This window comes from Shewanella sp. SM74, from assembly GCF_025653725.1.
GTDB lineage: Bacteria > Pseudomonadota > Gammaproteobacteria > Enterobacterales > Shewanellaceae > Shewanella > Shewanella oncorhynchi.
On record NZ_JAKKRZ010000005.1, the window covers coordinates 157,210 to 177,783 of the forward strand.

General features: G+C 42.8%; 11 protein-coding genes, 1 other RNA gene and 4 pseudogenes. 8 read left to right on the forward strand and 8 right to left on the reverse strand.

The features are described 5' to 3' along the window. Nucleotides 1-10: 10 nt before the first annotated feature. The 3 genes from megL to ffs all read left to right on the forward strand — a co-directional run bounded on the left by megL (nt 11) and on the right by ffs (nt 2,150). Complete coding sequence (gene megL, locus L5M49_RS07550; RefSeq protein WP_263265768.1) at nt 11-1,204, forward strand: methionine gamma-lyase; 1,194 nt, start codon at nt 11-13, stop codon at nt 1,202-1,204. A 226-nt stretch (nt 1,205-1,430) separates the two neighbouring features. Beyond that, complete coding sequence (locus tag L5M49_RS07555; protein WP_263138186.1) at nt 1,431-1,793, forward strand: ComEA family DNA-binding protein; 363 nt, start codon at nt 1,431-1,433, stop codon at nt 1,791-1,793. A gap of 259 nt (nt 1,794-2,052) precedes the next feature. Further along, nucleotides 2,053-2,150, forward strand: an RNA gene (gene ffs, locus L5M49_RS07560) — signal recognition particle sRNA small type. 217 nt (nt 2,151-2,367) lie between these two features. Here ffs and L5M49_RS07565 read toward each other — a convergent pair. The 6 genes and pseudogenes from L5M49_RS07565 to dinG all read right to left on the reverse strand — a co-directional run bounded on the left by L5M49_RS07565 (nt 2,368) and on the right by dinG (nt 7,844). Continuing rightward, nucleotides 2,368-2,658, reverse strand: a complete 291-nt coding sequence (locus L5M49_RS07565; protein WP_028760452.1) for a late competence development ComFB family protein — start codon at nt 2,656-2,658, stop codon at nt 2,368-2,370. Nucleotides 2,659-2,691: 33 nt separating this feature from the next. Continuing rightward, nucleotides 2,692-3,601, reverse strand: a pseudogene (locus L5M49_RS07570) (histone deacetylase). Nucleotides 3,602-3,630: 29 nt separating this feature from the next. Then, on the reverse strand, nt 3,631-4,320 hold the full coding sequence (locus L5M49_RS07575) for a DUF2057 domain-containing protein (RefSeq protein ID WP_131524308.1): 690 nt from the start codon (nt 4,318-4,320) through the stop codon (nt 3,631-3,633). A 9-nt stretch (nt 4,321-4,329) separates the two neighbouring features. Next, nucleotides 4,330-4,992 (reverse strand): primosomal replication protein, encoded by a 663-nt coding sequence (locus tag L5M49_RS07580; protein WP_105253146.1) that lies wholly within the window; start codon nt 4,990-4,992, stop codon nt 4,330-4,332. After that, entirely contained in the window at nt 4,989-5,762 is a 774-nt protein-coding gene (locus L5M49_RS07585; protein ID WP_028760448.1) for a sulfite exporter TauE/SafE family protein, read from the reverse strand. Before L5M49_RS07585 ends, L5M49_RS07580 begins: the two co-directional genes overlap by 4 nt. Nucleotides 5,763-5,771: 9 nt before the next feature. Continuing rightward, nucleotides 5,772-7,844, reverse strand: coding sequence for an ATP-dependent DNA helicase DinG (gene dinG / locus L5M49_RS07590; protein ID WP_263265769.1), 2,073 nt, complete (start codon nt 7,842-7,844; stop codon nt 5,772-5,774). A gap of 137 nt (nt 7,845-7,981) precedes the next feature. Between dinG and L5M49_RS07595 the strand changes: the two genes are divergently transcribed. From L5M49_RS07595 to L5M49_RS07610, 4 genes are all read left to right on the forward strand, one after another. Continuing rightward, nucleotides 7,982-10,411: a DNA polymerase II gene (locus L5M49_RS07595; protein ID WP_263265770.1), complete on the forward strand. Its 2,430-nt coding sequence runs from the start codon at nt 7,982-7,984 to the stop codon at nt 10,409-10,411. A 222-nt stretch (nt 10,412-10,633) separates the two neighbouring features. Continuing rightward, nucleotides 10,634-11,845, forward strand: coding sequence for a porin (locus tag L5M49_RS07600; protein ID WP_028760445.1), 1,212 nt, complete (start codon nt 10,634-10,636; stop codon nt 11,843-11,845). A gap of 270 nt (nt 11,846-12,115) precedes the next feature. Continuing rightward, nucleotides 12,116-14,752 (forward strand): TonB-dependent receptor, encoded by a 2,637-nt coding sequence (locus tag L5M49_RS07605; protein WP_263265771.1) that lies wholly within the window; start codon nt 12,116-12,118, stop codon nt 14,750-14,752. A gap of 832 nt (nt 14,753-15,584) precedes the next feature. After that, complete coding sequence (locus L5M49_RS07610) at nt 15,585-18,401, forward strand: TonB-dependent receptor (RefSeq protein WP_263265772.1); 2,817 nt, start codon at nt 15,585-15,587, stop codon at nt 18,399-18,401. Between the two features lie 135 nt (nt 18,402-18,536). On the opposite strand, the pseudogene L5M49_RS07615 reads toward L5M49_RS07610, so the two are convergent. Next, nucleotides 18,537-18,830, reverse strand: a pseudogene (locus L5M49_RS07615) (IS5/IS1182 family transposase); the annotation flags it as partial. Between the two features lie 117 nt (nt 18,831-18,947). Between L5M49_RS07615 and L5M49_RS07620 the strand changes: the two are divergent. Further along, a pseudogene (locus L5M49_RS07620) lies at nt 18,948-20,043 on the forward strand (ISAs1 family transposase). Between the two features lie 11 nt (nt 20,044-20,054). On the opposite strand, the pseudogene L5M49_RS07625 reads toward L5M49_RS07620, so the two are convergent. After that, a pseudogene (locus L5M49_RS07625) lies at nt 20,055-20,455 on the reverse strand (IS5/IS1182 family transposase); the annotation flags it as partial. Between the last annotated feature and the right edge of the window lie 119 nt (nt 20,456-20,574).

Below are 20,574 nucleotides of genomic sequence, written 5' to 3' on the forward strand. Positions count from 1 at the left end.
GGAGCTAGGTATGCAAGATGAGTCAGGCAAGATGTGGAAGGCGGCAACACAGGTTATTCATGGCGGCCATGAGCGAGAGGCCTTTGGTGCCTTAGTGACGCCGCTTTACCAAAGTGCGACTTTTGTGTTTGAGTCTGCACAGCAAGGTGGTGAGCGATTTGCGGGCAATGAGCTGGGGTATATTTACACGCGTTTAGGTAATCCGACAACTGCCGAGCTTGAACGTAAAATGGCGATTTTAGAAGGGGCTGAGGCCGCAGCCGCAACCGCTTCTGGTATGGGCGCAGTATCCGCCGCATTGCTGGCTAATTTGCAGATGGGCGATCACTTAGTGGCGTCGAATGCCGTATACGGTTGTACTTATGCGCTAATGACGACTCAGTTTGCCCGCTTTGGTATTGAAGTGTCCCTAGTGGACTTTTCATCGGTAACAGAAATAGAAGCGGCGATCAAATCCAATACTAAGGTCATTTTCTGTGAAACCCCTGTCAATCCGCATTTGCAGGTATTTGATTTAGCGTCAATTGCGAATATTGCCAAACGTCATCAGTTGGTCAGTATTGTCGATAATACCTTTATGACCCCATTACTGCAGAGACCGCTGGATTTTGGTATTGATTTGGTGATCCACAGTGCGACTAAATATCTCAATGGTCATGGTGATGTGATTGCGGGGATAGTGTGTGGCAGTGAAGAACAGCTCCATAAAGTGAAGTATGAAATTTTAAAGGATATTGGCGCTGTGATATCGCCACATGATGCTTGGCTGATCTTACGCGGCCTTAAAACCTTAGATGTGCGTTTGCAGCGCCATTGCGATAGTGCCCAGCGCGTTGCAGAGTTTTTGGCGGAACATCCAAGCATTACACATGTGTATTATCCCGGGCTTAAATCTCATCAAGGGCATAAATTCATTGGCCAGCAGATGAAACGTGCTGGTGGTGTTATCGCGTTTGAACTGGCGGCAAATTTAGAAGAAGCCATGGCCTTTGTCGGATATCTAAAGTTGTTCTCAATTGCGGTGAGTCTAGGTGACGCTGAATCCCTGATCCAACATCCTGCATCGATGACGCATTCACCTTATACGCCAGAGGCAAGAGCGGCGGCTGGCATTGGTGATAACCTGCTGCGGATCTCTATTGGTTTAGAGGATTGTGACGACATCATCGCCGACTTGAACCAAGCGCTAGCTCGATTAGCTTAATGAATGTTGTTATTTTAAAGACCGTTAGCTATTTGAATGATAAAAGGATGCTTTTTGCATCTTTTTATCATAGTCAAGCACTGGCTCATTGAGCCGAAGACAGAAGTTTAGCGATAGTGAATATTTATGACGCCGATTTGGTATTTCGGGACAGCTTAGACTATTTTTGATTTGAGGCCACGGAAGTAGGACGAAAGGCCGCAAATCATGGAATAGAGGAATTGTTATGAAAACCACAAATCGTATACCTGCTTTTATGAGTGCCATAGCATTAACGGCTTTTTTGGCAAGCCCAGCAATCGCAACAGAAACCCCAACCAAGGCCGCCGTGAAAGTAGAGGCTAAAACTGAAGCGGGTGAAATGGCATCGGATGTGAAGAAAGCTATGCCAGATGCCGCTCAAGTCAACATCAATACCGCTTCAGCCGAGCAGTTACTCGTACTCAAAGGGATTGGTGCCGCAAAGGCTCAAGCGATTGTCGACTATCGCACTAAAAATGGTAAGTTCAATGCCATAGATGACTTAGCGAATGTCTCTGGTGTTGGGGCTAAGATAATTGAGCAAAATCGCCATTTGATCAAGTTGTAACCACCTTTGGCGATGATTGCGCTGTAGCCTACTGATTTTTATGATAAGAGATTCAGTAAAACATATATAAAAGTCTGCATTTGCAGGCTTTTATCATTTCAATCACTCCATTTGCTTATAGATTGTGCAGTTAGGTGGGATATTAAGAGATCTTATCGATTAGCGCTTGATCCCATAGGGGCCATGGGGGATAATCCTTCGCGTTCAAGCAATGCTTTGGTTTATGTCATTCAAAGTAATGTTCGAAGTTATGGTGACCCTAGGGTCCCCCCGCAATGATAACTTGTGAACTCGGCCAGGCCCGGAAGGGAGCAACCGCAGCAAGCGACTCGTGTGCCGGGGTGTCGGCTCTAGGGGAACCTCCAATTCAACTTTCCCTCTGTTTATTCCGTTGTACTTCTCTATATCTACTCAATTTATGTTATTCAATATTTTAGTTTGCAGACTATTTCCGTTTTCTGCTGTTAATCATTTATAGCGTTAATATTTCTGCACAATGAGATAATCCATTGCCTGCTTCTGTTCTTGCCACTACAACGGCTAAAAATACTCTCAACAGTAACCTTTAACTAAATCAACGATTGGCTTCGGCTTCTTCCTGTAATCTTTTTTGCAGATTTTGTTTAAGAAAAGCGCGGGACTTTTCGAGTGCGGTTTGGATCTCACGCTTTAATTCCTGTAGCTCGTTATAGTCTTCAAAGAAGTAAGTATCGACGAGGTGGCGTATGTAGCGCACTGGCAGTTGATTTAAGGTCACGCAACATAAGTCGGCGAGATAGTCTTCAGGAAGTTCGTCCATAAGTCCTTCATCTGACAATATTTCCATTAAAAGAACTTCGTAGTAATTACGGATTTCGAGTTGCATTGTTATGCTCCATGACGGTTTTCATTGAGTTTGCTACCACAAATGATTTGCCGCAATAAAAAGTTGGCTGTGTCTTTGGCTTAATTGTAGTGCGTCTCTGCTGTAGCCGCCGCCTATCACGGCTGCAATTGGAATATTTTCCGATTTTGCCATTGATAACACAGTTAAATCCCGTCTGAACAGTCCTTCTTGGCTGATATTGAGCAAGCCAAGATCGTCATTTTGATGAATATCGACCCCAGCATCATAAAGAATCAGATCTGGTTGATGGATTCGGATAAGGAGGGCGAGTGTCTGCTCCACTGTTTCGAGGTACAGATTGTCATCGCTGCCTTTGGTTAGCTCAATATCATGGTGGGAATGCTGCTTACGACTCGGGAAATTCTCTTTGCAGTGAATCGAGCAACTGATGATCCCTTGATGTTGGTGGCTAAGGGTTGCACTGCCGTCACCTTGATGCACATCGCAATCAAAAATCAGTACCTTGTGTACTTGCTGGCTCGCGATGGCATTTCTGGCCGCGAGGATAAGGTCGTTGAAAATACAATAGCCGCTGCCAAAATCGTAATGGGCGTGATGGTAGCCCCCCCGTGAGATGCAGGGCAATACCCTGATTTATGGCTAATGAAGCTGTGAGTGTGGTGCCAGCCACAGAATGCAAGGTACGCTCAACTAAGGCTTCACTCCATGGGAAACCAATCCGTCTAAGCGCCGCTGTTGGCAAGGTACCCGCGATAAATTGCTCTACATATTCGCGTTGATGCACTTGCATTACATCTTCTGCAGTCATGGCCGTTGGCGTGTGGAACTGTGCAGTCGTGGCAATGTGGTTATCGAGTAAGTACTGCCGTAAATGTGCGTATTTAGTGGTGGGAAATCTGTGATGGGGAGGAAGCGCCAGCTTGGAATAGCTGGCGTGATAAACCAGTGGGATCAGAGTCAATATTGACTAAACCTCGTTATCGCAAGTTGTTATAGCTGTGAAATTGCCCAGCTCATAAATTCTTTACGGGTTTTTTCATCCGCTTGTAGCCACCAGTATTGCAACATTTGTTGTGGGTTGGCTCCTGCTGCTTTAGATGTGTCTACGGGGGCGGTGAGTGATGTTGCGTTAACGGTCGCCGATGTTGTCACGGGTGCTGGTGCAACGGCTACTACTGCACCTGCGGCACCGGTTGCTGCTGCGGCAGTACCGGATACGTCAACGGCTTGATTACCACTGAAAAGGCGAGAGACGAAGCTTTCTTCTTCTAAATTGGTATTCACCACTTGGTAATTTACGTTGCCTTTGTCACTACGGGTTAATTTGATTTGTGGGTTTTGCGCGTAAACTTTAGGCTTTTTAACGACTTCACCTTCAGCCGCTTGCAGGTAATATTGATGGTCGCCATCAACATCTAAAGTAACGATGAAAGGAGCTGATTTAACAAAGGTTTGGCTGTCACTAAAATCATCCTCTACCATTTCATGGTAACGAATGGCGATTTTGTGAGTGCCGGGGGCCAATTCTAAGCTGCTTTTATGGTTGAATACGCTCGACTCGACTTTTTTACCATCAAGAGCAAGGTACTCAAATGACATAGGAATGTTCAGATCTGCAGCGAAGGCTGAGGCAGAACCGAGTAATACTAGCAGGCTGCTAATTGGCAAAAGTGATTTCATTGTTACTCCTTAACGGTTATTACTCTGATACGGGCGTTCGAATATTTGAATGCGATCTTCTATATAACTAATAGCTTGCCTGCATTTTCCTAGACGACGATGCATCAAAAGGATGTCATTTTGCAATTTTATTTTGTCAGCACTATGACAGTTTTCAAGTTTTGATTCCATTTCTTCAATTTTTTGTTCAAATTTTTTCGCCCAATTAAGATGTTTGTTCAATTCTTCGTAGATCTCATGACTATTTTGCATCACGTTATTGGCGATCCAATCGAAACCACTGGCTTGGTGAGACTGATTCTGGCGCTGTGCAAAACGGGCACGGCTACTGGCACGCTGCTGAGTTTTAGACTTAATGTCAATAGAAGTGGTCAGCAAGGCTCGTTTGACTGCGGTAAATCTATCTTGGATCCGCTCACAGCTCAGGGCAATGGTCTGGGGGGCGAGTTTAAGCTTAATTTGTTTTTCGAGCTGCATAATACTGCTACGAATTTGTTCAATACAGGGGCCGAGTTGGGCGCCGTGTTGGACAAACAGCGAGTGATTAAAACGCTCTGTTTCTTGCAGGAGTTTGCGCTGTGGCGGCGCGAGTCGATTATCGTGTTGCAGCACTTCTTGTTCTAAGGCTTTAAGCTGATTCTTCAGCATCACCATTAATTGTTGGGTGTTCATAACCATGCGCTCCATGCCAAATTCGCTGCAATCATTAGCACGATCAAAATAAACAGTGGGCGGATAAAGGGCATGCCAAATTTAATCGCACAGCGGGCGCCGATAAATGAGCCTAACATCATGCACAATCCCATCCACAAACCTATTTGCCACTCTACCTGCCCAAGCCAGCCAAAGATAGTCAATGCGGTCAAGTTGCTGGTGAAGGTCATCGCACGGGCGAGGCCGCAACTGTGCAGTAAAGGCAGTTTATACAAAGAGCCGGATGTGACAGTCCAAAATGCGCCAATGCCTGGGCCAGCAAAACCGTCATAAGTGCCTAAAGCCAGTCCCTGTAGCCATTGTTGCTTGGCTGGCGGCTTGCTGGTTGGTGCTTGGCAGTTAACGTCTGACATCGCATTGGGGCTGACTAAACTGTAAATGGCGATGCCAATGATCAGCAGCGGCAGGACTTTTTCGAGCCATTGGGTATCGACTAAATAGACTAAAAAACTGCCCAATACCGCGCCGATAAAGGTGGCGATAAAAGCCATGTACCAAAACGAGGGTTTAAAGAGGTGCTTGCGATAATAGGTCCAAGCCGCCATAAAAGAGCCAAAGCTTGCGGCTAACTTATTGGTGCCTAATACGGTATGCGGCGCAATGCCTAAGGTTAACAGTGCGGGGATCGACAATAGGCCACCGCCACCCACGACGGCATCAATGAATCCAGCGATAAGACCTATGACTGCCAACAGGGCCCAATGACTGGGTTCGAGTAACAACTCCAAATTTTAATCCTACTCTATAACACGTCTAAAGGGCGGTAAGGCATCCAGTAAGGACTTGCCATAGCGTTTAGTGACTAACCGCCTATCTAAAATGGTCACTCGGCCATAATCTTGCTCTTTACGCAGTAATCTACCACAACTTTGAATAAGCTTACGTGAAGCATCTGGGATCGTCAGTTGTAAGAAGGGATTACCGCCTTTGACTTTGACATATTCTGCATGCGCTTGCTCAACGGGCGAGGTTGGCACGGCAAAGGGCAGTTTAGTGACGATCAAGTTAGTCAGATAATCACCGGGCAAGTCGAGACCTTCAGAGAAGCTGCCGGTGCCGAACAAGATACTTGGTTCGCCCTTATCGCATTTAGCTTTATGATTTTCTAACAATTGTTGCCGTGGCGCATTGCCTTGGATAAGTAGCTCAATGGTGAGTTTACCTTCAAGTAATTCAACCACTTTTTCCATCTGCCAGTAGGAGGCGAATAGCACTAAGGTTGCCATTTCGCCTTCAATAAGGGTGATGATTTGTTCGGCAAGTTCAGCCGTATAGGCATCGTCCGTCGGCTCAGTGCGCATTTTGGGTAAATAAAGTGTCGCATTATTGGGGTAATCGAAGGGCGATTGTAAGGCTAAATAACGACTGCCATCGTTGAGTGACAAACCTACTTGATGCACGAAATGGTCAAAGTTATTGAGTGCGCGTAGCGTGGCGCTACATAAGACCACGCCCGCGGCCTTTTGCCACAGCATGGATTCCAGCATAAAGCCGACTTCGATAGGTGAAGCGCTAAACAGATAATCCACTTGTTTACCTGTGATAAGTTCAACCCAGCGCGCCATAGGGGCACCTTTATGTTTATCTTCCTTGGCCATCATCCTCCACAATTTTTGTAGATTCTCGAGCCTTTGCAGCATAAATCCGGTTTCGGCCAATAGCGCTTCGGATTGATGCTTAGGAATGTCGCCATCTTTAATCGCCTCGGCCAGCAGTGACAGCATTTTATTAAACTGTTTGAGGGCTAGATTAGAGGTCACGGCGAGGTTTTCGGCGAGAATGAGTAATGAGTCCGGCAGTTTGCCGTGCTCAAAACGCAGACGGTTTTCAGGATTGGCAAAGTGCTTTGTCTGGGTATCGCAATAGTGGGCCACTTGATTGAGCTGGCTGATAAGATCGCCTAAATGATCTTGCATCGCCTGCGCGGGGGCAATGATATTGTTGCTCTTTATTTGGTTTTGTAACTTGGCGCAGGTTTTACCAATTTTTTCGAGCCAGTCGCAGGCACCCCTCAGCGTGGCATGCGCACTGGAGAAATCCCTCGCCACAATCGGTAAGTGATGTGCCTCGTCGATAACATAAAACACGTCTTCGGGATCGGGCAAAATCACGCCGCCACCTAATTCTAAATCGGCAAATAACAAGCTGTGGTTGGCGATGAGCACATCCCAGGTATCAACATCTTCGCGGGCTTTATGGAACGGGCAATTTCTGTGGCTGGCGACTTGACGATGACAGCTGTGTTTGTCGCAGGCGATTTGTTGCCACAGGTGATCGGGCAGCGGCACGGCTAAGGTATCGATTTCGCCGTTCCAGCGACCTTCGTTATAGTCTTTTAATAGGCCGTGCATCATAGCCACTTGGCTATTGTCTGGTTTAGTTTGCCACATGGCCATTTGTGTACTGTTGTCGTCACCGATGAGCATCGCCAGTTTCGATAGACACACATAACGTTGTCGACCTTTAACTAAGCCAAAGCGGAAATTTAAGCCGGATTGCTCAAGGAAGAAGGGCAAGTCTTTATGCAGTAATTGCTCCTGCAAAGCGACGGTTGCGGTAGCGATGCAGACCTTTTTCTTGCTCGCTAATGCCAGTGGAATGGTACCGAGGATATAAGACAATGATTTACCGATCCCAGTGCCTGCTTCGACCACAATGATGCGCCTATCTTTATCATAGTCGCCGGCGAGGGTCTTAGAGATTTCCGCCACCATATAGTTTTGTTCGCGGCGCGGCCTAAAATTAGGCAAGGCGGTAGCAATATCCTTATAGATGGCGCGGATCTGGGTTTTTACATTGTCAGGTAACATGCGTCACTACTTTATCGAATTAATGCTGTACATAATAACAGTGATTGCATAGCCTAAGAAACTTTTCTGCCATTTGGCGGCATTTAAATTGAGGAACCATCTAAATTGACTAGCTACGCGATTTGGGAACCCATGCGATGAAGTCAGAGGCTACCGCGGCCGTTAGTGTACAAGGTCGAGTCTTAACACGCCATGCGATTCATCGTCATGGGAGTTTAGTGTTGCAGTATTATCTGGCTACCGCCCAAGGCCCTGTGCTGGTGGAAGTGCAAGGCACTGAACACATTTGTTTTTGTCATCAAACTGATGTCACGGCTTTGCAGTTGCAAACGCCGGGTCAAGCATTGCGGTTTGTACCGTTAGCGCTCAAAAGCTTTAAAGGCGGCGCGGTCAGTGGTGTTTATGCCAAATCGAGCAATAGCTTACGTACCTTACAACGCATCGCTAAAGATGCCGACATCCCCTTATTTGAAGCCGACATTCGCCCTGAACAGCGTTATTTAATCGAGCGGTTTGTGGCGCTGGATGTGGCATTTTTAGGGCATTTCTCTGCGCCGACTAGCGACAGTTTTGAGGCTAATTCGCTGCCTGTGTTTATCGCCGAGCGTGCTAAGAGTATTGCCCCTTTAACGGCTGTACATTTGCGCTGTATCTCACTGGATTTTGAATGTAGCTTTGAGGGTTTACTCTATTCGGTTGCACTATATGGTCAAGACAGTGGCCGAGACGAAGAGCAAGACAGTCTCAAGCAGACTTATGAAAAAGTGATTATGGTGGGTGAGGCTGAATCAAACTCTCCCGAATATATTGAATGGGTGGCCGATGAAGCTGCACTCATTCATCGATTAATCGCGTGGTTCCATGAGTTTGATCCTGACTTTGTCATAGGTTGGTCAGTGGTGAGTTTTGACCTCGCACTCTTGTCACGCCGTGCATTATTACACCGTATTCCGCTCACCATTGGCCGCGGAGGGGCAAAGCTTGAGTGGAAAGTTGACAATAAATTTCGGCCAGAAACCTTAGTTTTACCGGGCCGAGTGGTTCTTGATGGTATTGATTGGCTCAAGGCGGCTTTCTATCATTTTGAGCGGTTCTCGTTGGAATTTGTTTCGCGGAAATTATTGGGTGAAGGCAAGGCTATTCATAACGTGGATAATCGCGTTGAAGAAATTGATCAGCTGTTTAAGGCCAATAAACAAGCATTAGCGCATTACAATCTTACTGACAGCCGTCTGGTGTGGGATATTTTTAGTTATACTCAATTATGGGAGTTCGCCCTCGCGCGAGCTGAACTAACAGGTTTAGAGCTGGGGCGGGTTGGGGCTTCGGTGGCGGCATTTAATCATTTGTATTTACCGCATTTGCATCGAGCCGGTTACGTCGCACCCGATGCTCCTGCGAGTGATGGGATCGAAAGCCCCGGTGGCTATGTGATGGATTCTGTGCCGGGACTTTATAAGCATATTTTAGTGTTCGATTTTAAAAGTCTATATCCCTCCATTATTCGTACCTTTTTGATTGACCCTAAGGGATTAATTGAAGGTTTGCTATTGCCCGAGTTTGAATGTGTTGCGGGGTTTCTCGGTGGCCGTTTCAGTCGGCAACAGCCCATTTTACCTAAGCTTATCCAAACATTATCTGAGCAGCGCGAAAAGGCCAAAAGTGAGCACAATGCGCCTTTATCCCAAGCGATAAAAATTATCATGAACTCGTTGTATGGGGTTTTAGGTTCTCAAGGTTGTGTTTTCCACGATGCAAAGTTAGCAAGTTCGATCACTATGCGTGGCCATCAAATCATGAAACAAACCCGCGCATGGATAGAAGAGATGGGCTATCAAGTGATTTACGGCGATACGGATTCGACCTTTGTCTGGCTTGGCAGCGAGCCTGATCTCTCAGACATTAACGCCTTAGGTAACACTCTGGCGCGGGAAATTAATGCTAAGTGGCAGGCTAAGATCGCTGAAGATCATCAAGTTGAGAGTTTTCTCGAGTTACAGTTTGAACGCCACTATGAGCAGTTTTTTATGCCGACCTTAAGAGGGTCGTTAGAAGGCAGTAAAAAACGTTATGTTGGCGCGTGGCGTAATGCGAGCGATGAACTTGAGCTTACTTTTAAAGGTATGGAGCAAGTGCGCAGTGATTGGAGCCCTTTAGCGCGCAAAGTTCAAGAGTCACTCTATGAACGGATGTTTAACCAAAGGGATATCAGTGTTTATTTGGCCAGTGTGTTTGAAAAGCTGCTTGATGGTGAGTTGGATGATGATTTGGTATTTCGCAAACGTATGCGACGCAATATTGAAGATTACACGGCTAAATCTTCTCCCCATGTTAAAGTCGCTCAACAATTATGCGACTTAACAGGAGATGCCTCTTTTGGCAAGCGTGGGGCGCAGATTGATTATCTGATTACTGTAAATGGACCGGAATCCTTACTGTACAGAACGTCACTAATTGATTACCAATACTACATTGATAAGCAAATTGGCCCTATTGCCGAGCCTGTTTTTTCGATAATGAAACTAAACTACATGGATATTGCGTCAAAGCAGTTACTGTTAATATAGTGTTTTTAATGTTCTTTATGTGTTGCGTAGGGTGGCGAATGTAGCGTTTTAACCTGTTTTGTAGAGGTTAACTGGTTTGTTTTTGTGATGTTAATCGACATATTCTTTAGGTTTAGCTTTGAGGGAATATTGAAAGTTTGCTACCCTTTAAGAGGAAATTGTAAGGAAATATAACAACGGAATGACGTTGACAGAACATAAACAAAAAAGGTTAAGCACCAAATGAACAAGACGTTAGTAGCAACTGCGCTTGCAGCAATTTTTTTAGTTCCATCAGTCTCAGCTATCGAGATCTATAAAGATAATAAAAATGCCGTAGAAATCGGTGGTTTTATTGATGCACGCGTGATCAACACTCAAGGGGAAACAGAGGTTGTTAACGGCGCATCTCGCATTAATTTTGGTTTTAATCGTGAGTTGACTGACGGTTGGAAAGCATTTGCTAAATTGGAATGGGGTGTGAACCCTGTAGGTAGTAGCGACATAGTCTATAACAATCGCTTCGAATCTGTTCAAGAAGAGTTCTTTTATAACCGTTTAGGTTACGCTGGTCTGTCCCATGACACTTATGGAACACTGACTATTGGTAAGCAGTGGGGCGCTTGGTACGATGTCGTTTACAACACTAACTATGGTTTTGTGTGGGACGGTAACACTGCAGGTGTTTACACTTATAATAAAGATGATGGCGCGGTAAACGGTGTTGGCCGTGGTGATAAAACAGTTCAATATCGCAATGCATTTGGCGATGTAAGCTTTGCAGTTCAAGCACAGTTGAAAAACAGCAGCTTCTATACCTGTGATACAACGGATGATATTTCACAAGCTCAGTGTCAAGCGAACTGGGAAAGCGGTGATAAAGCGGCTCAACAAGTAGAATACAATTATACTTATGGTGGCGCGCTGACCTATAAAGCCACTGATATGCTGACCTTAACTGCGGGTGTTAACCGCGGTGAGTTTGATGTGAGTTTTGGTAACGGCGAACAAACCACTGCGGTTGATCTTATCTACGGTGCGGGTATCACTTGGGGTAACTTCGATAGCAATGGCTTATACGCTGCTGCAAACGTTAACAGACAAGAAAATCATGACACAGACAATATTGGTCGTTTGATTAAAGACGCCTATGGTATTGAAAGTTTAGTTTCTTACAAGTTTGACAATGGATTACGCCCATTCATTTCTTACAACGTGCTTGATGCCGGTAAAGACTATGTCATTCAACCTAACTTTAATGCCGATCCTAATGATGAGTTCAAACGTCAGTTTGTCGTGGTTGGTTTGCACTTTGTATGGGACCCAAACACAGTGCTTTACGTAGAAGCACGTAAAGATTACAGCGATTTTACCAGTGCAGATAAAGAACAAGAAGCTAGAATGGCGCTTTCAGAATCTGACGGTGTTGCAATTGGTATCCGTTACACACTTTAAGTTTCCAGTTTCTATATAGTAGAAACCACTGTTTTAACAAAAAGCCAGTCAGTAATGACTGGCTTTTTTGTTTTTAACGATAAGTCAATTTGTAACAAAATGGCGTTGTGTATTTTTTGTTTGTATTTGGTTATCTTTTTGTTGATTAAATGTCTCTCATATGATTTTATGCTCCCGCAGCACTTCGGAATGTTTAAGGTGCTCTTGTTTAAAACTGCTTATTAAATAAGCAAATTATAATAAAAACATGATTTTCCCGGGAGATTGACAATGCATAAAAAAAACTTGATAGCAAAATCTGTGCGCTTTGCACTGATTAGCGGTGTGACTGCTACGGTATTAAATGTACCTTTTACATTTGCAGATGATAAAGATGGAGCAAAAGTTGAGCGTATAGCTGTAACTGGTTCGCGAATTAAACGCGCAGATATGGAAACGGCTAGCCCTGTTAGCGTGATTGATGCTTCAGCCATTATTTCCTCTGGTGCAATATCGATTGATGATGTTTTGCAGAAAATGACTTCGGCTGGCGGTGCTATGACTAACGCTGGCATAAATAATGGTTCTGGTGGTAATTCTCGCATAAACCTCAGAGGATTAGGCACTAACCGTACTCTAGTTTTGGTTAATGGTCGTCGAATGATTGCTTCTGGTACAGGAGCTGCTTCTACTGTTGACCTTAATACGATTCCAGTTTCTATGATCCAAAGAGTTGAAGTACTTAAAGATGGTGCTTCTGCGGTTTATGGTACAGATGCTATTGCTGGTGTGGTTAACGTAATTTTGAAAAGAGACTTTGAAGGTTTTGAAGTCAACGCCCAAACCGGCATTTCTGGAGAAGGTGATGCTGACGAGTCTACGATTGATATGACTTTGGGTAACACCTTTGATAAAGGCAATGTCGTTATAGGCGCACAGTATACAAAGCGTGGCGAGGCAAGCCAAGCTGACCGTGATTTTTCTGATTGCCCTGTAACAGAAACTAAGCCTGAAGCAAGTGGTAAAATTAGCTTGTTTTGCGGTGGTAGTGGTTATTCTCAAGGTGGTCATATTTGGGGCGATACTGCAGATCTAAGTGGTAGAGGTGGTACTTACCATGATTATGTTACTGCAAATGATGCATATAACTATGCGAAAGATAGTTATCTATCGACGCCAATGGAACGCTTGAATCTCACGGCTGCTGGAACCTATGAGTTGACAGATACAACTCGTTTCTTTACTGAGGCTATGTATTCAAAGCGTTGGTCAAATCAACAAATGGCTCCTCAACCAATTTGGAACAGCGATGCATGGGTTTATAATCCTATTTCAGCTGGTGGTTGGATGACCGATGACCTGCTGCCATGGGTTAAGCCTGGAGAGGAACTCTCTTATGGTCGTCGCATGGTTGAGTCCGGTACCCGTGACTTTAGTCAAGTTGTAGACACTATCCGTATTGTTTTAGGCGTTGAAGGTGAATTTGATAATGGCTGGAGTTGGGATGCCTCTTATAATAAAGGTCGCAACGACTCTGTTGATACTCTGGCAAATCTACATAATTTAGGTTCAATTAATGCAGCAGTTTTAAAGGGGGAATTTGATCCTTTTTTACAGTCTTCATGGGAGGGTGAGAGCATCACTCCATTCATCTATACCGAAGTAAATAGTGGTGGAAGTGAGTTAGATATTATTGCTGCAACCTTATCCGGTGATATTGTTGAGTTACCAGCGGGTATGATGGGCTTTGCTGCTGGATACGAGAATCGTAAAGAAGCAGCAAAGTTTACACCAGATTCATTAACAGCACAGGGGTTAGCTAATGATCCTCGGGTAGAACCTACCGGTGGTGATTTTAGCGTTAATGAAATTTATGCTGAATTGGCTATCCCATTGTTAAGTGGGTTACCACTAGTGGAACAACTCGATCTAAGTGCTGCAATGCGTTATTTTGATTACAGCACGTTTGGTGATGACACTACATGGAAACTAGGCTTAACTTGGCGAGTATATGATGACCTTATGTTCCGTGGGGGGTTGTCTACTGCATTCCGTGCTCCAACTGTTGATGAGTTATATGGTGGTAAGTCACCATCCTTCGAACAAATTGTTCATCCTGCAACAGAACAAGACCAAGCTGAAGTCACTGTTGGCGGTAATGGGTTATTAACCCCAGAAGAAGCCGACATTACGACGATAGGTTTAGTTTATTCACCAAGCTTCGTAGATGGTCTGTCTATGACTGTTGATTACTACGATATTGAATTAACAAACACTATAACTTCTGTTGACAACAATTATATTGCTAACCAATGTTTAGATGCTGCAGGTAATAAGATCAATACAGATACTGTATTGTGTCAATCTTCTAATATTCAGATTGATAACAGTGGTCGTATTAAGTTTGACAATGGTCTACAAAATATCGGTGCGACGAACACCGCGGGTTATGACATTAATGTTGCTTATGCATTTTCAGCTATGGGATTGGATTGGAAAGCTGGTTGGGATACATCAATTCTGACCGAATATGAAGAATTCGATCCTGATGGTGTTGCTGTGGATTATCGTGGTTACATTACCGGCGGTACGGGAGCATATGCTAAATTCAAGAGTAATATGAACATCACTGCTAGTGCAGATGACTGGAGCTTTACTTATGAAGCTCGTTATATTGATGGGATGGACTCATTTGCTTGTAAAGGCAAAGAATCTAGTTGTTATGCGCCAACGGTAGGGAGTGTTATATACCATGATCTATCAGGATCTTATGATTTAACTCAAAATATTCGCCTATCAGGTGGTATCAATAACCTGTTCGATAAAGAGCCTCCCTATTACACAGGTAATAATGACTCAAACACAGATCCATATACTTATGAAATGTTAGGTCGTTATTTCTTTGTTCGTGCGAGTATGAAGTTCTAAATCCTCGTTAGCGGGAGTCATTATTCTGTTCCAGCTTTAATAATAAAAACCCTGAGGCAACTTGGGGTTTTTTATCATCAGAATGAAAAAATGGAAAACTAACTGGTAATAGCGTAATGGTCATTTAGATTAAGTCATTTATTTCAATGATTTGGTCACCTTAAATAACGAGTTCTTCTCAAATGGAAGGTAATTAAATTTTTTATTGTTATCTGTTCGACACATTTTCAGAACTCGTCAGTTCTGCCCGTGCACGTTAAATATTACAGACGTCTTTGGTCATTGTTCTTATTGGCAATCAAGGACAAGTCAAATCCAGTCAAATATCGGTATTAAAATCACTTTGGTTAAAAGTGCATGTTTAAGCAGAATTGAGGTTGTTTGTTGAAAATTATTCCCATGTTGTAATGATCTCCCCATTTTTTGCTGAACAAAATTTAGCCATAAAATGTCAGGTTTTTTGAGCACTTATACTTAAAAGTGGGTTTAAGTGTTAATTTTTTGAAAGTATTTATGTTTGAGTTGTTTTTCAATTTGATAATGGTGAACTCTCCATCATCTTAAAATAAATTCTTAATTTTCATGTTCTTATGAGTTTTATTCAATTTGACACTAGATAAAGCTTATGGCTAATCATCAGTTTTAAACTATTCACAAACGGCGATTGTTGTGTTATTTCCGCTTCAATTGTTGATTAAGTGTTTTAAATGTGATTTTATTGGTTTATCTATGTGTCGGCGTGTGATTTTTTGGTGTCGAGCTTAGAGGAAAAGTCGTCAGTGAGATGTCGATGAAAAATAATAAAGACATAGTATGTCAAGGGAGATAGGCAATGCATAAGAATAATTTATTAGCTAAATCAGTGCGTTTCGCATTGATTAGCGGTGTGACAGCAACAACCTTAAGTACATTCGGCGTATTTGCTGCGGAAGAAGATGGTGCAAAAGTCGAGCGTATTGAAGTTACTGGTTCTCGTATCAAACGTACTGATATGGAAACAACAGTACCAATTACAGTTTTATCAAGAGAAGATATTGCTCAAACAGGCGCAATTAACGTTGCGGATATTTTGAACTCATCACCAGTAACAATTGCTGGTTCAGATCAATCAAATAGTGCCTTCACTACATCTACAGTTGGTCTCAATACAACTTCATTACGTAATTTAGGAGACTCAAGAACTTTAGTTCTTGTCAATGGTCGCAGATTTGTTTCTGGTGTTGATCCATCAAGTGGTTATGCAGTAGATTTAAACGCAATTCCGACTTCTATGATTGAACGTATCGAAATTTTAAAAAGTGCATCTTCTGCTATTTATGGTTCTGATGCTGTAGCTGGTGTAGTTAACATCATTACTCGTAAAGATTTTGATGGTGTAGAAGTAAATGCTCAAACAGGTATTTCTGGAGAAAGTGATCGTAATACTAAGACTGTTAGCCTTACATCCGGTAAAACTTGGTCAGGTGGTAATGCTTGGGTTTCGTTGGGCTATGATGATGATGAAGGTATTAAAGCAACTGACCGTGATTTTTCTAAACAGGACTTGGCAGTTTTTCTTGATGAGAATGGTAACGAATATGCTGGTCCATTGAATTCCTCTTTCGCCCCACAAGGCAAAATTGGTAAGTATAATGGTGATGGTACTTTATATTCAGGTGCAACAGGTAGTTTTAACAGAGCAGAATATCGGCAGTTAGTTACTCCACTTGAGCGTAAATATGCAGCGGCTGGCTTGAATATGGAGCTAGCAGATAACGTATCTATGTTTACTGAACTTAACTGGAATACGACTAAAACTATAGATTCTACTATTGAACCAACACCTTTAGATGTCGTAAACGATGTATGGTTGAAAAATCGTAATGGTAAAGGTGGAATGGACATTAATTCTCCATTGATTCCAGATGCCTTACGTAATGCACTTATTGCTGACGGAATCACAAATTTAAATCAGACAACGTTTACTCGTCGATTGGCTGAATTTGGTCCTCGCTCTACAGATTTAGAAAGAAATACAATTCGTATTGCTACAGGTGTCGATTGGGCAATAAATGATGCATGGGCATCCCAAACATACATGACCTGGGGAAGAACTGACCAGTTACAAGATAACGGTGGTCAGGTAAATAAAGAGCGAGCAGCACTTGCTTTGGATGTGATTAAAGATGCCAATGGCAACTTAGTATGTGCTAATGAACTAGCACGTTTACAAGGTTGCGTTCCATTAGATTTATTTGGTGCGGGTACTGTATCTGATGAGGCTGTTAAGTATATTGAATCTCCAGCAAAAGCAACTGGTCAGGCAGAGCAGTTTGTTTTAGGAAGTAGCGTAACAGGAGCTTTACCTGTTGCATTACCGGGGGGGGATATTGGTGTTGCCATGGGTTTGGAGTATCGTGAAGAACGTGGCGTTTACAGTCCTGGGGATTTAGCTCAAACAGGTGCGTCAAGTACTAACCAATCAGATCCTACCGATGGCAAATTATACTCAAAAGACGTTTATGTTGAAGCAATTCTTCCTGTTCTTGAAAACCTGGAATTTGATTTAGCTGCGCGTTTTGCTGATCATTCTGTTACTGGTGGTGATTGGACTTGGAATGCTGGTCTAGAATATACGCCATTTGATTCGTTTAAGGTGAGGGCTTCTGCTGCCACAGCTATACGTACTCCAAATATTTCTGATTTATACGGAGGACGTGGTGAAACTTTTGCTACTGTAGCCGATCCTTGTGATGGTGTGACTGCAACAACTGCTGGAAATGCGGCGGCTAATTGTCGTGCAATCCAATCTGTAAGTGATCGAATCGCTGCTGATGGAGTCTTTAAGTTAACTCAAGCAGAGCGTCAGGCCACTGGTGGTACACAAGGTGGTAACCCTGATGTCAAAGCGGAAACTGCTGATACTTGGAGTGCAGGTATTATTTGGCAAATCGTTGATGATTTGGCATTTACGTTAGATTACTATGATATATCTGTGAAGGATGCAATTTCTACAACAAGTCGCACGACAGTGTTGAACCGCTGTTTTGATGTTGATGCAAGTCAGTTCTCACAAAATTGTAATGGAGCTGCTGTACGTGATTTTAAAGGTGCTTTGATTGAAGTTCATTCAGGTACATCTAACGAAAATAACATTGATACTTCAGGTATTGATGCTGAATTTAATTATACGACTGATTTAGGGCCTGGTAGTTTTAAAGCTCAACTAGTTTGGAACTACACTAATGAATATGTTGTTACAGGCATTCTATCTGGTGAGGCCATTGATTATGTCGGTGATGTTACGCATCCAGAACATAGAGCTAACTTGAATTTATCCTATGCTCTTGATGAGATGAGCTTTGCATGGCGTATGCGTTACTGGGATGCAGTTGTTGACTCAGTAGATGAAAGTAATGGTAATTTTACAGATGGTGCTTCATTAACTACATTTAACGAGATTGATGCGGTTATATACCATGATGTAAATGCTAGTTATACATTTGCGAATGGGTGGGAAGCAATGGTAGGTGTCCGTAATTTATTTGATAAACAACCTCCATTATTGCCTCAAGGCTCTAATTCTGGCTCAACAGGTATCAATACTGCGTCAGAGGCTTATGATGTAACAGGACGTTATTTCTATGCTGGTGTTACTGCCAAGTTTTAATGACTGACTATCGGTAATTAGACTATTACAGAATGGAACCGGATCAATGTTGATCCGGTTTTTTTATTAGTAAGTAAAGTCATGTAAATATGCTGCTTAGATTAGGGCTTATTGTTTTTGTTGTACAAGTATTACTCAGGCTATACATGGTAACCACATTAACGTAAATGCCAGTGAAACCATATTGGCGTAATTCTTCGCTAATTTTTTATATTGCTCGGCAGTGTTTAATTTTTCAAAATTATTCTCCACCAAATGTCGATATAAACACCAATCAATCTTCACTTGAGGTGTGTTGTTATCGTTGCGCTTTGAGATAACTGATTTCCCACCTTTATTTGCGGAGAATTCACGAAAAGTATCACTTCCATAACCTTTATCAACAGTCACAGTATCAACCTGCTTTAAGTGCTCAATGAGGCCAGGGGCTGATCATGCTCGATCGATTTTCATACGTCCCCTTTATAAACAAAGAGATAAAAATAACTTGATTGATCTCGTTAGTGTGATCAAATAGCCCTCTTTTTCTTTGTCTCAACACCTAATATGTTTAAACATTTCGAAAACATTACTGATTGTCGTTCCCATATAAATCTAGAACATGATGTCATTGATATCTGTTTTCTTATTCTGAGTGCGGTTATCTCAGGCGCGCAAAGTTGGGCTGATTGCCATGAGTTCGGTACATTGAAACTGACGTGGCTACGCCAACATCGCCCTTTCATAAATGGTATTCCCAGTCAGCAAAGTATTGGGCGAATTTTCAGAGGCATATCTAAGCAATCTCTTCTTGATGCACTCATGAGTTGGGTCAATGAACATCGACATCCCCCATTGCGATTGTTGGGAAAGTGCTTAAAGGTGCCAAAGCATCAGCTTCAAGCGCAACCTTACATTTGGTCACTGCTTATGATACTGGCCCCGGCTTAGTGTTTAACGCAAAATCAGGCGTGAGTAAAAAGAGTGAGTTGAAACTGGTTCAGGAGCGGCTAACTTGCCTTGATTTGAAATCAGAATTACTGACATTTGATGCGCTCCACTGTCAGACTAAAACACTTGATTACATAGTAAAAGAAGGTGGTGATTGTATTCTGCAAGTGAAAGGTAAGCAGCCAACGTTACATGAGGCAGTGCAAGTACAATTTGCAGATTATATTGAGAAGAATCCAGATGCTGAATGTTTTACACAAGACGATAAAGGCCATGGTCGAGTTGAAAAACGGTTCATTTTTCAATGCCCATTGAATTTATCAGTAGAATTAAAGGCGAAATGGGCTCAACTGCGCACATTAATCGCCGTTGAACGGCATCGTAAGGTGGGCAATACCATCAGCATTGATACCCATTTTTATGTGAGTAGTGCAGAGCTAACGTCCACAGAATTTGGTACAGCGATTAGAGCGCACTGCACTGGCAAACAGAAAACAATCAACACTGGCTTTTAGATACGCTATTTCAAGAAGATAAGCAGAAGATGTATGATGAAGACGGTGCCAATATCTTAGCAATTTTAAGGCGTTGGGCATTAAATTTAGTGAAATTACATCCCGCAAAAACGAGTCAGAATCAGAAGTTTAATAGGGCATGCTGGAGTGATAACTTCACAGAGGAGATTATTTTTGGTGCTGGTCAAAAAGTGTAATCAGCCCCTGCAATGAGGCTGGCTGTGATAGTAATATTGTGTCTCTGGCTTTCTGATAATTCGACATAAATCGGTAATTCTCCGCTATCGACTGCTATAAGTTTAATTACAGCTTCGACTTTTATCTAGGCTCTGATTGTTCTGTGTGGTTGCATCAGTTCAGTACTGATGTACGCGCACGATCGAGTCATGGATAAAGACTAATCCTATGTTAGCAAGTCTAGCTAAGGCTTTTTATAGGTAAGCCCACATGCTTTTTTAGACAATAAATGAAGCTGTCTAAAGATTGTACTCCAATGATCGAATTCTTTGGGAAAACCTTGCAAAGGAATAATTGTCGAAGGCGATAAAGAATGCCTTTGATTTTTTGCCTATATTCAGGTTTACCATAAACATGGTCTATGCTTTTCATTAGTTAAATGAAATAGCTTTTCCCTGTGTATCAGTTAGCATAAATCTTGGCATGGCTTGAAGTTATTAGTTTTTTGTAAAACAAATAATAACGTCTTGCTATGTCTCTAAATATCACTC

Excerpts from the sequence above, each read along its gene's own strand:
- L5M49_RS07565 (WP_028760452.1), bottom strand. The coding sequence starts at position 2,658 with ATGCAACTCGAAATCCGTAATTACTACGAAGTTCTTTTAATGGAAATA.
- L5M49_RS07580 (WP_105253146.1), bottom strand. The coding sequence starts at position 4,992 with ATGAACACCCAACAATTAATGGTGATGCTGAAGAATCAGCTTAAAGCC.
- L5M49_RS07610 (WP_263265772.1), top strand. The coding sequence starts at position 15,585 with ATGCATAAGAATAATTTATTAGCTAAATCAGTGCGTTTCGCATTGATT.
- dinG (WP_263265769.1), bottom strand. The coding sequence starts at position 7,844 with ATGTTACCTGACAATGTAAAAACCCAGATCCGCGCCATCTATAAGGAT.
- megL (WP_263265768.1), top strand. The coding sequence starts at position 11 with ATGCAAGATGAGTCAGGCAAGATGTGGAAGGCGGCAACACAGGTTATT.
- L5M49_RS07605 (WP_263265771.1), top strand. The coding sequence starts at position 12,116 with ATGCATAAAAAAAACTTGATAGCAAAATCTGTGCGCTTTGCACTGATT.
- L5M49_RS07555 (WP_263138186.1), top strand. The coding sequence starts at position 1,431 with ATGAAAACCACAAATCGTATACCTGCTTTTATGAGTGCCATAGCATTA.
- L5M49_RS07600 (WP_028760445.1), top strand. The coding sequence starts at position 10,634 with ATGAACAAGACGTTAGTAGCAACTGCGCTTGCAGCAATTTTTTTAGTT.
- L5M49_RS07595 (WP_263265770.1), top strand. The coding sequence starts at position 7,982 with ATGAAGTCAGAGGCTACCGCGGCCGTTAGTGTACAAGGTCGAGTCTTA.
- L5M49_RS07575 (WP_131524308.1), bottom strand. The coding sequence starts at position 4,320 with ATGAAATCACTTTTGCCAATTAGCAGCCTGCTAGTATTACTCGGTTCT.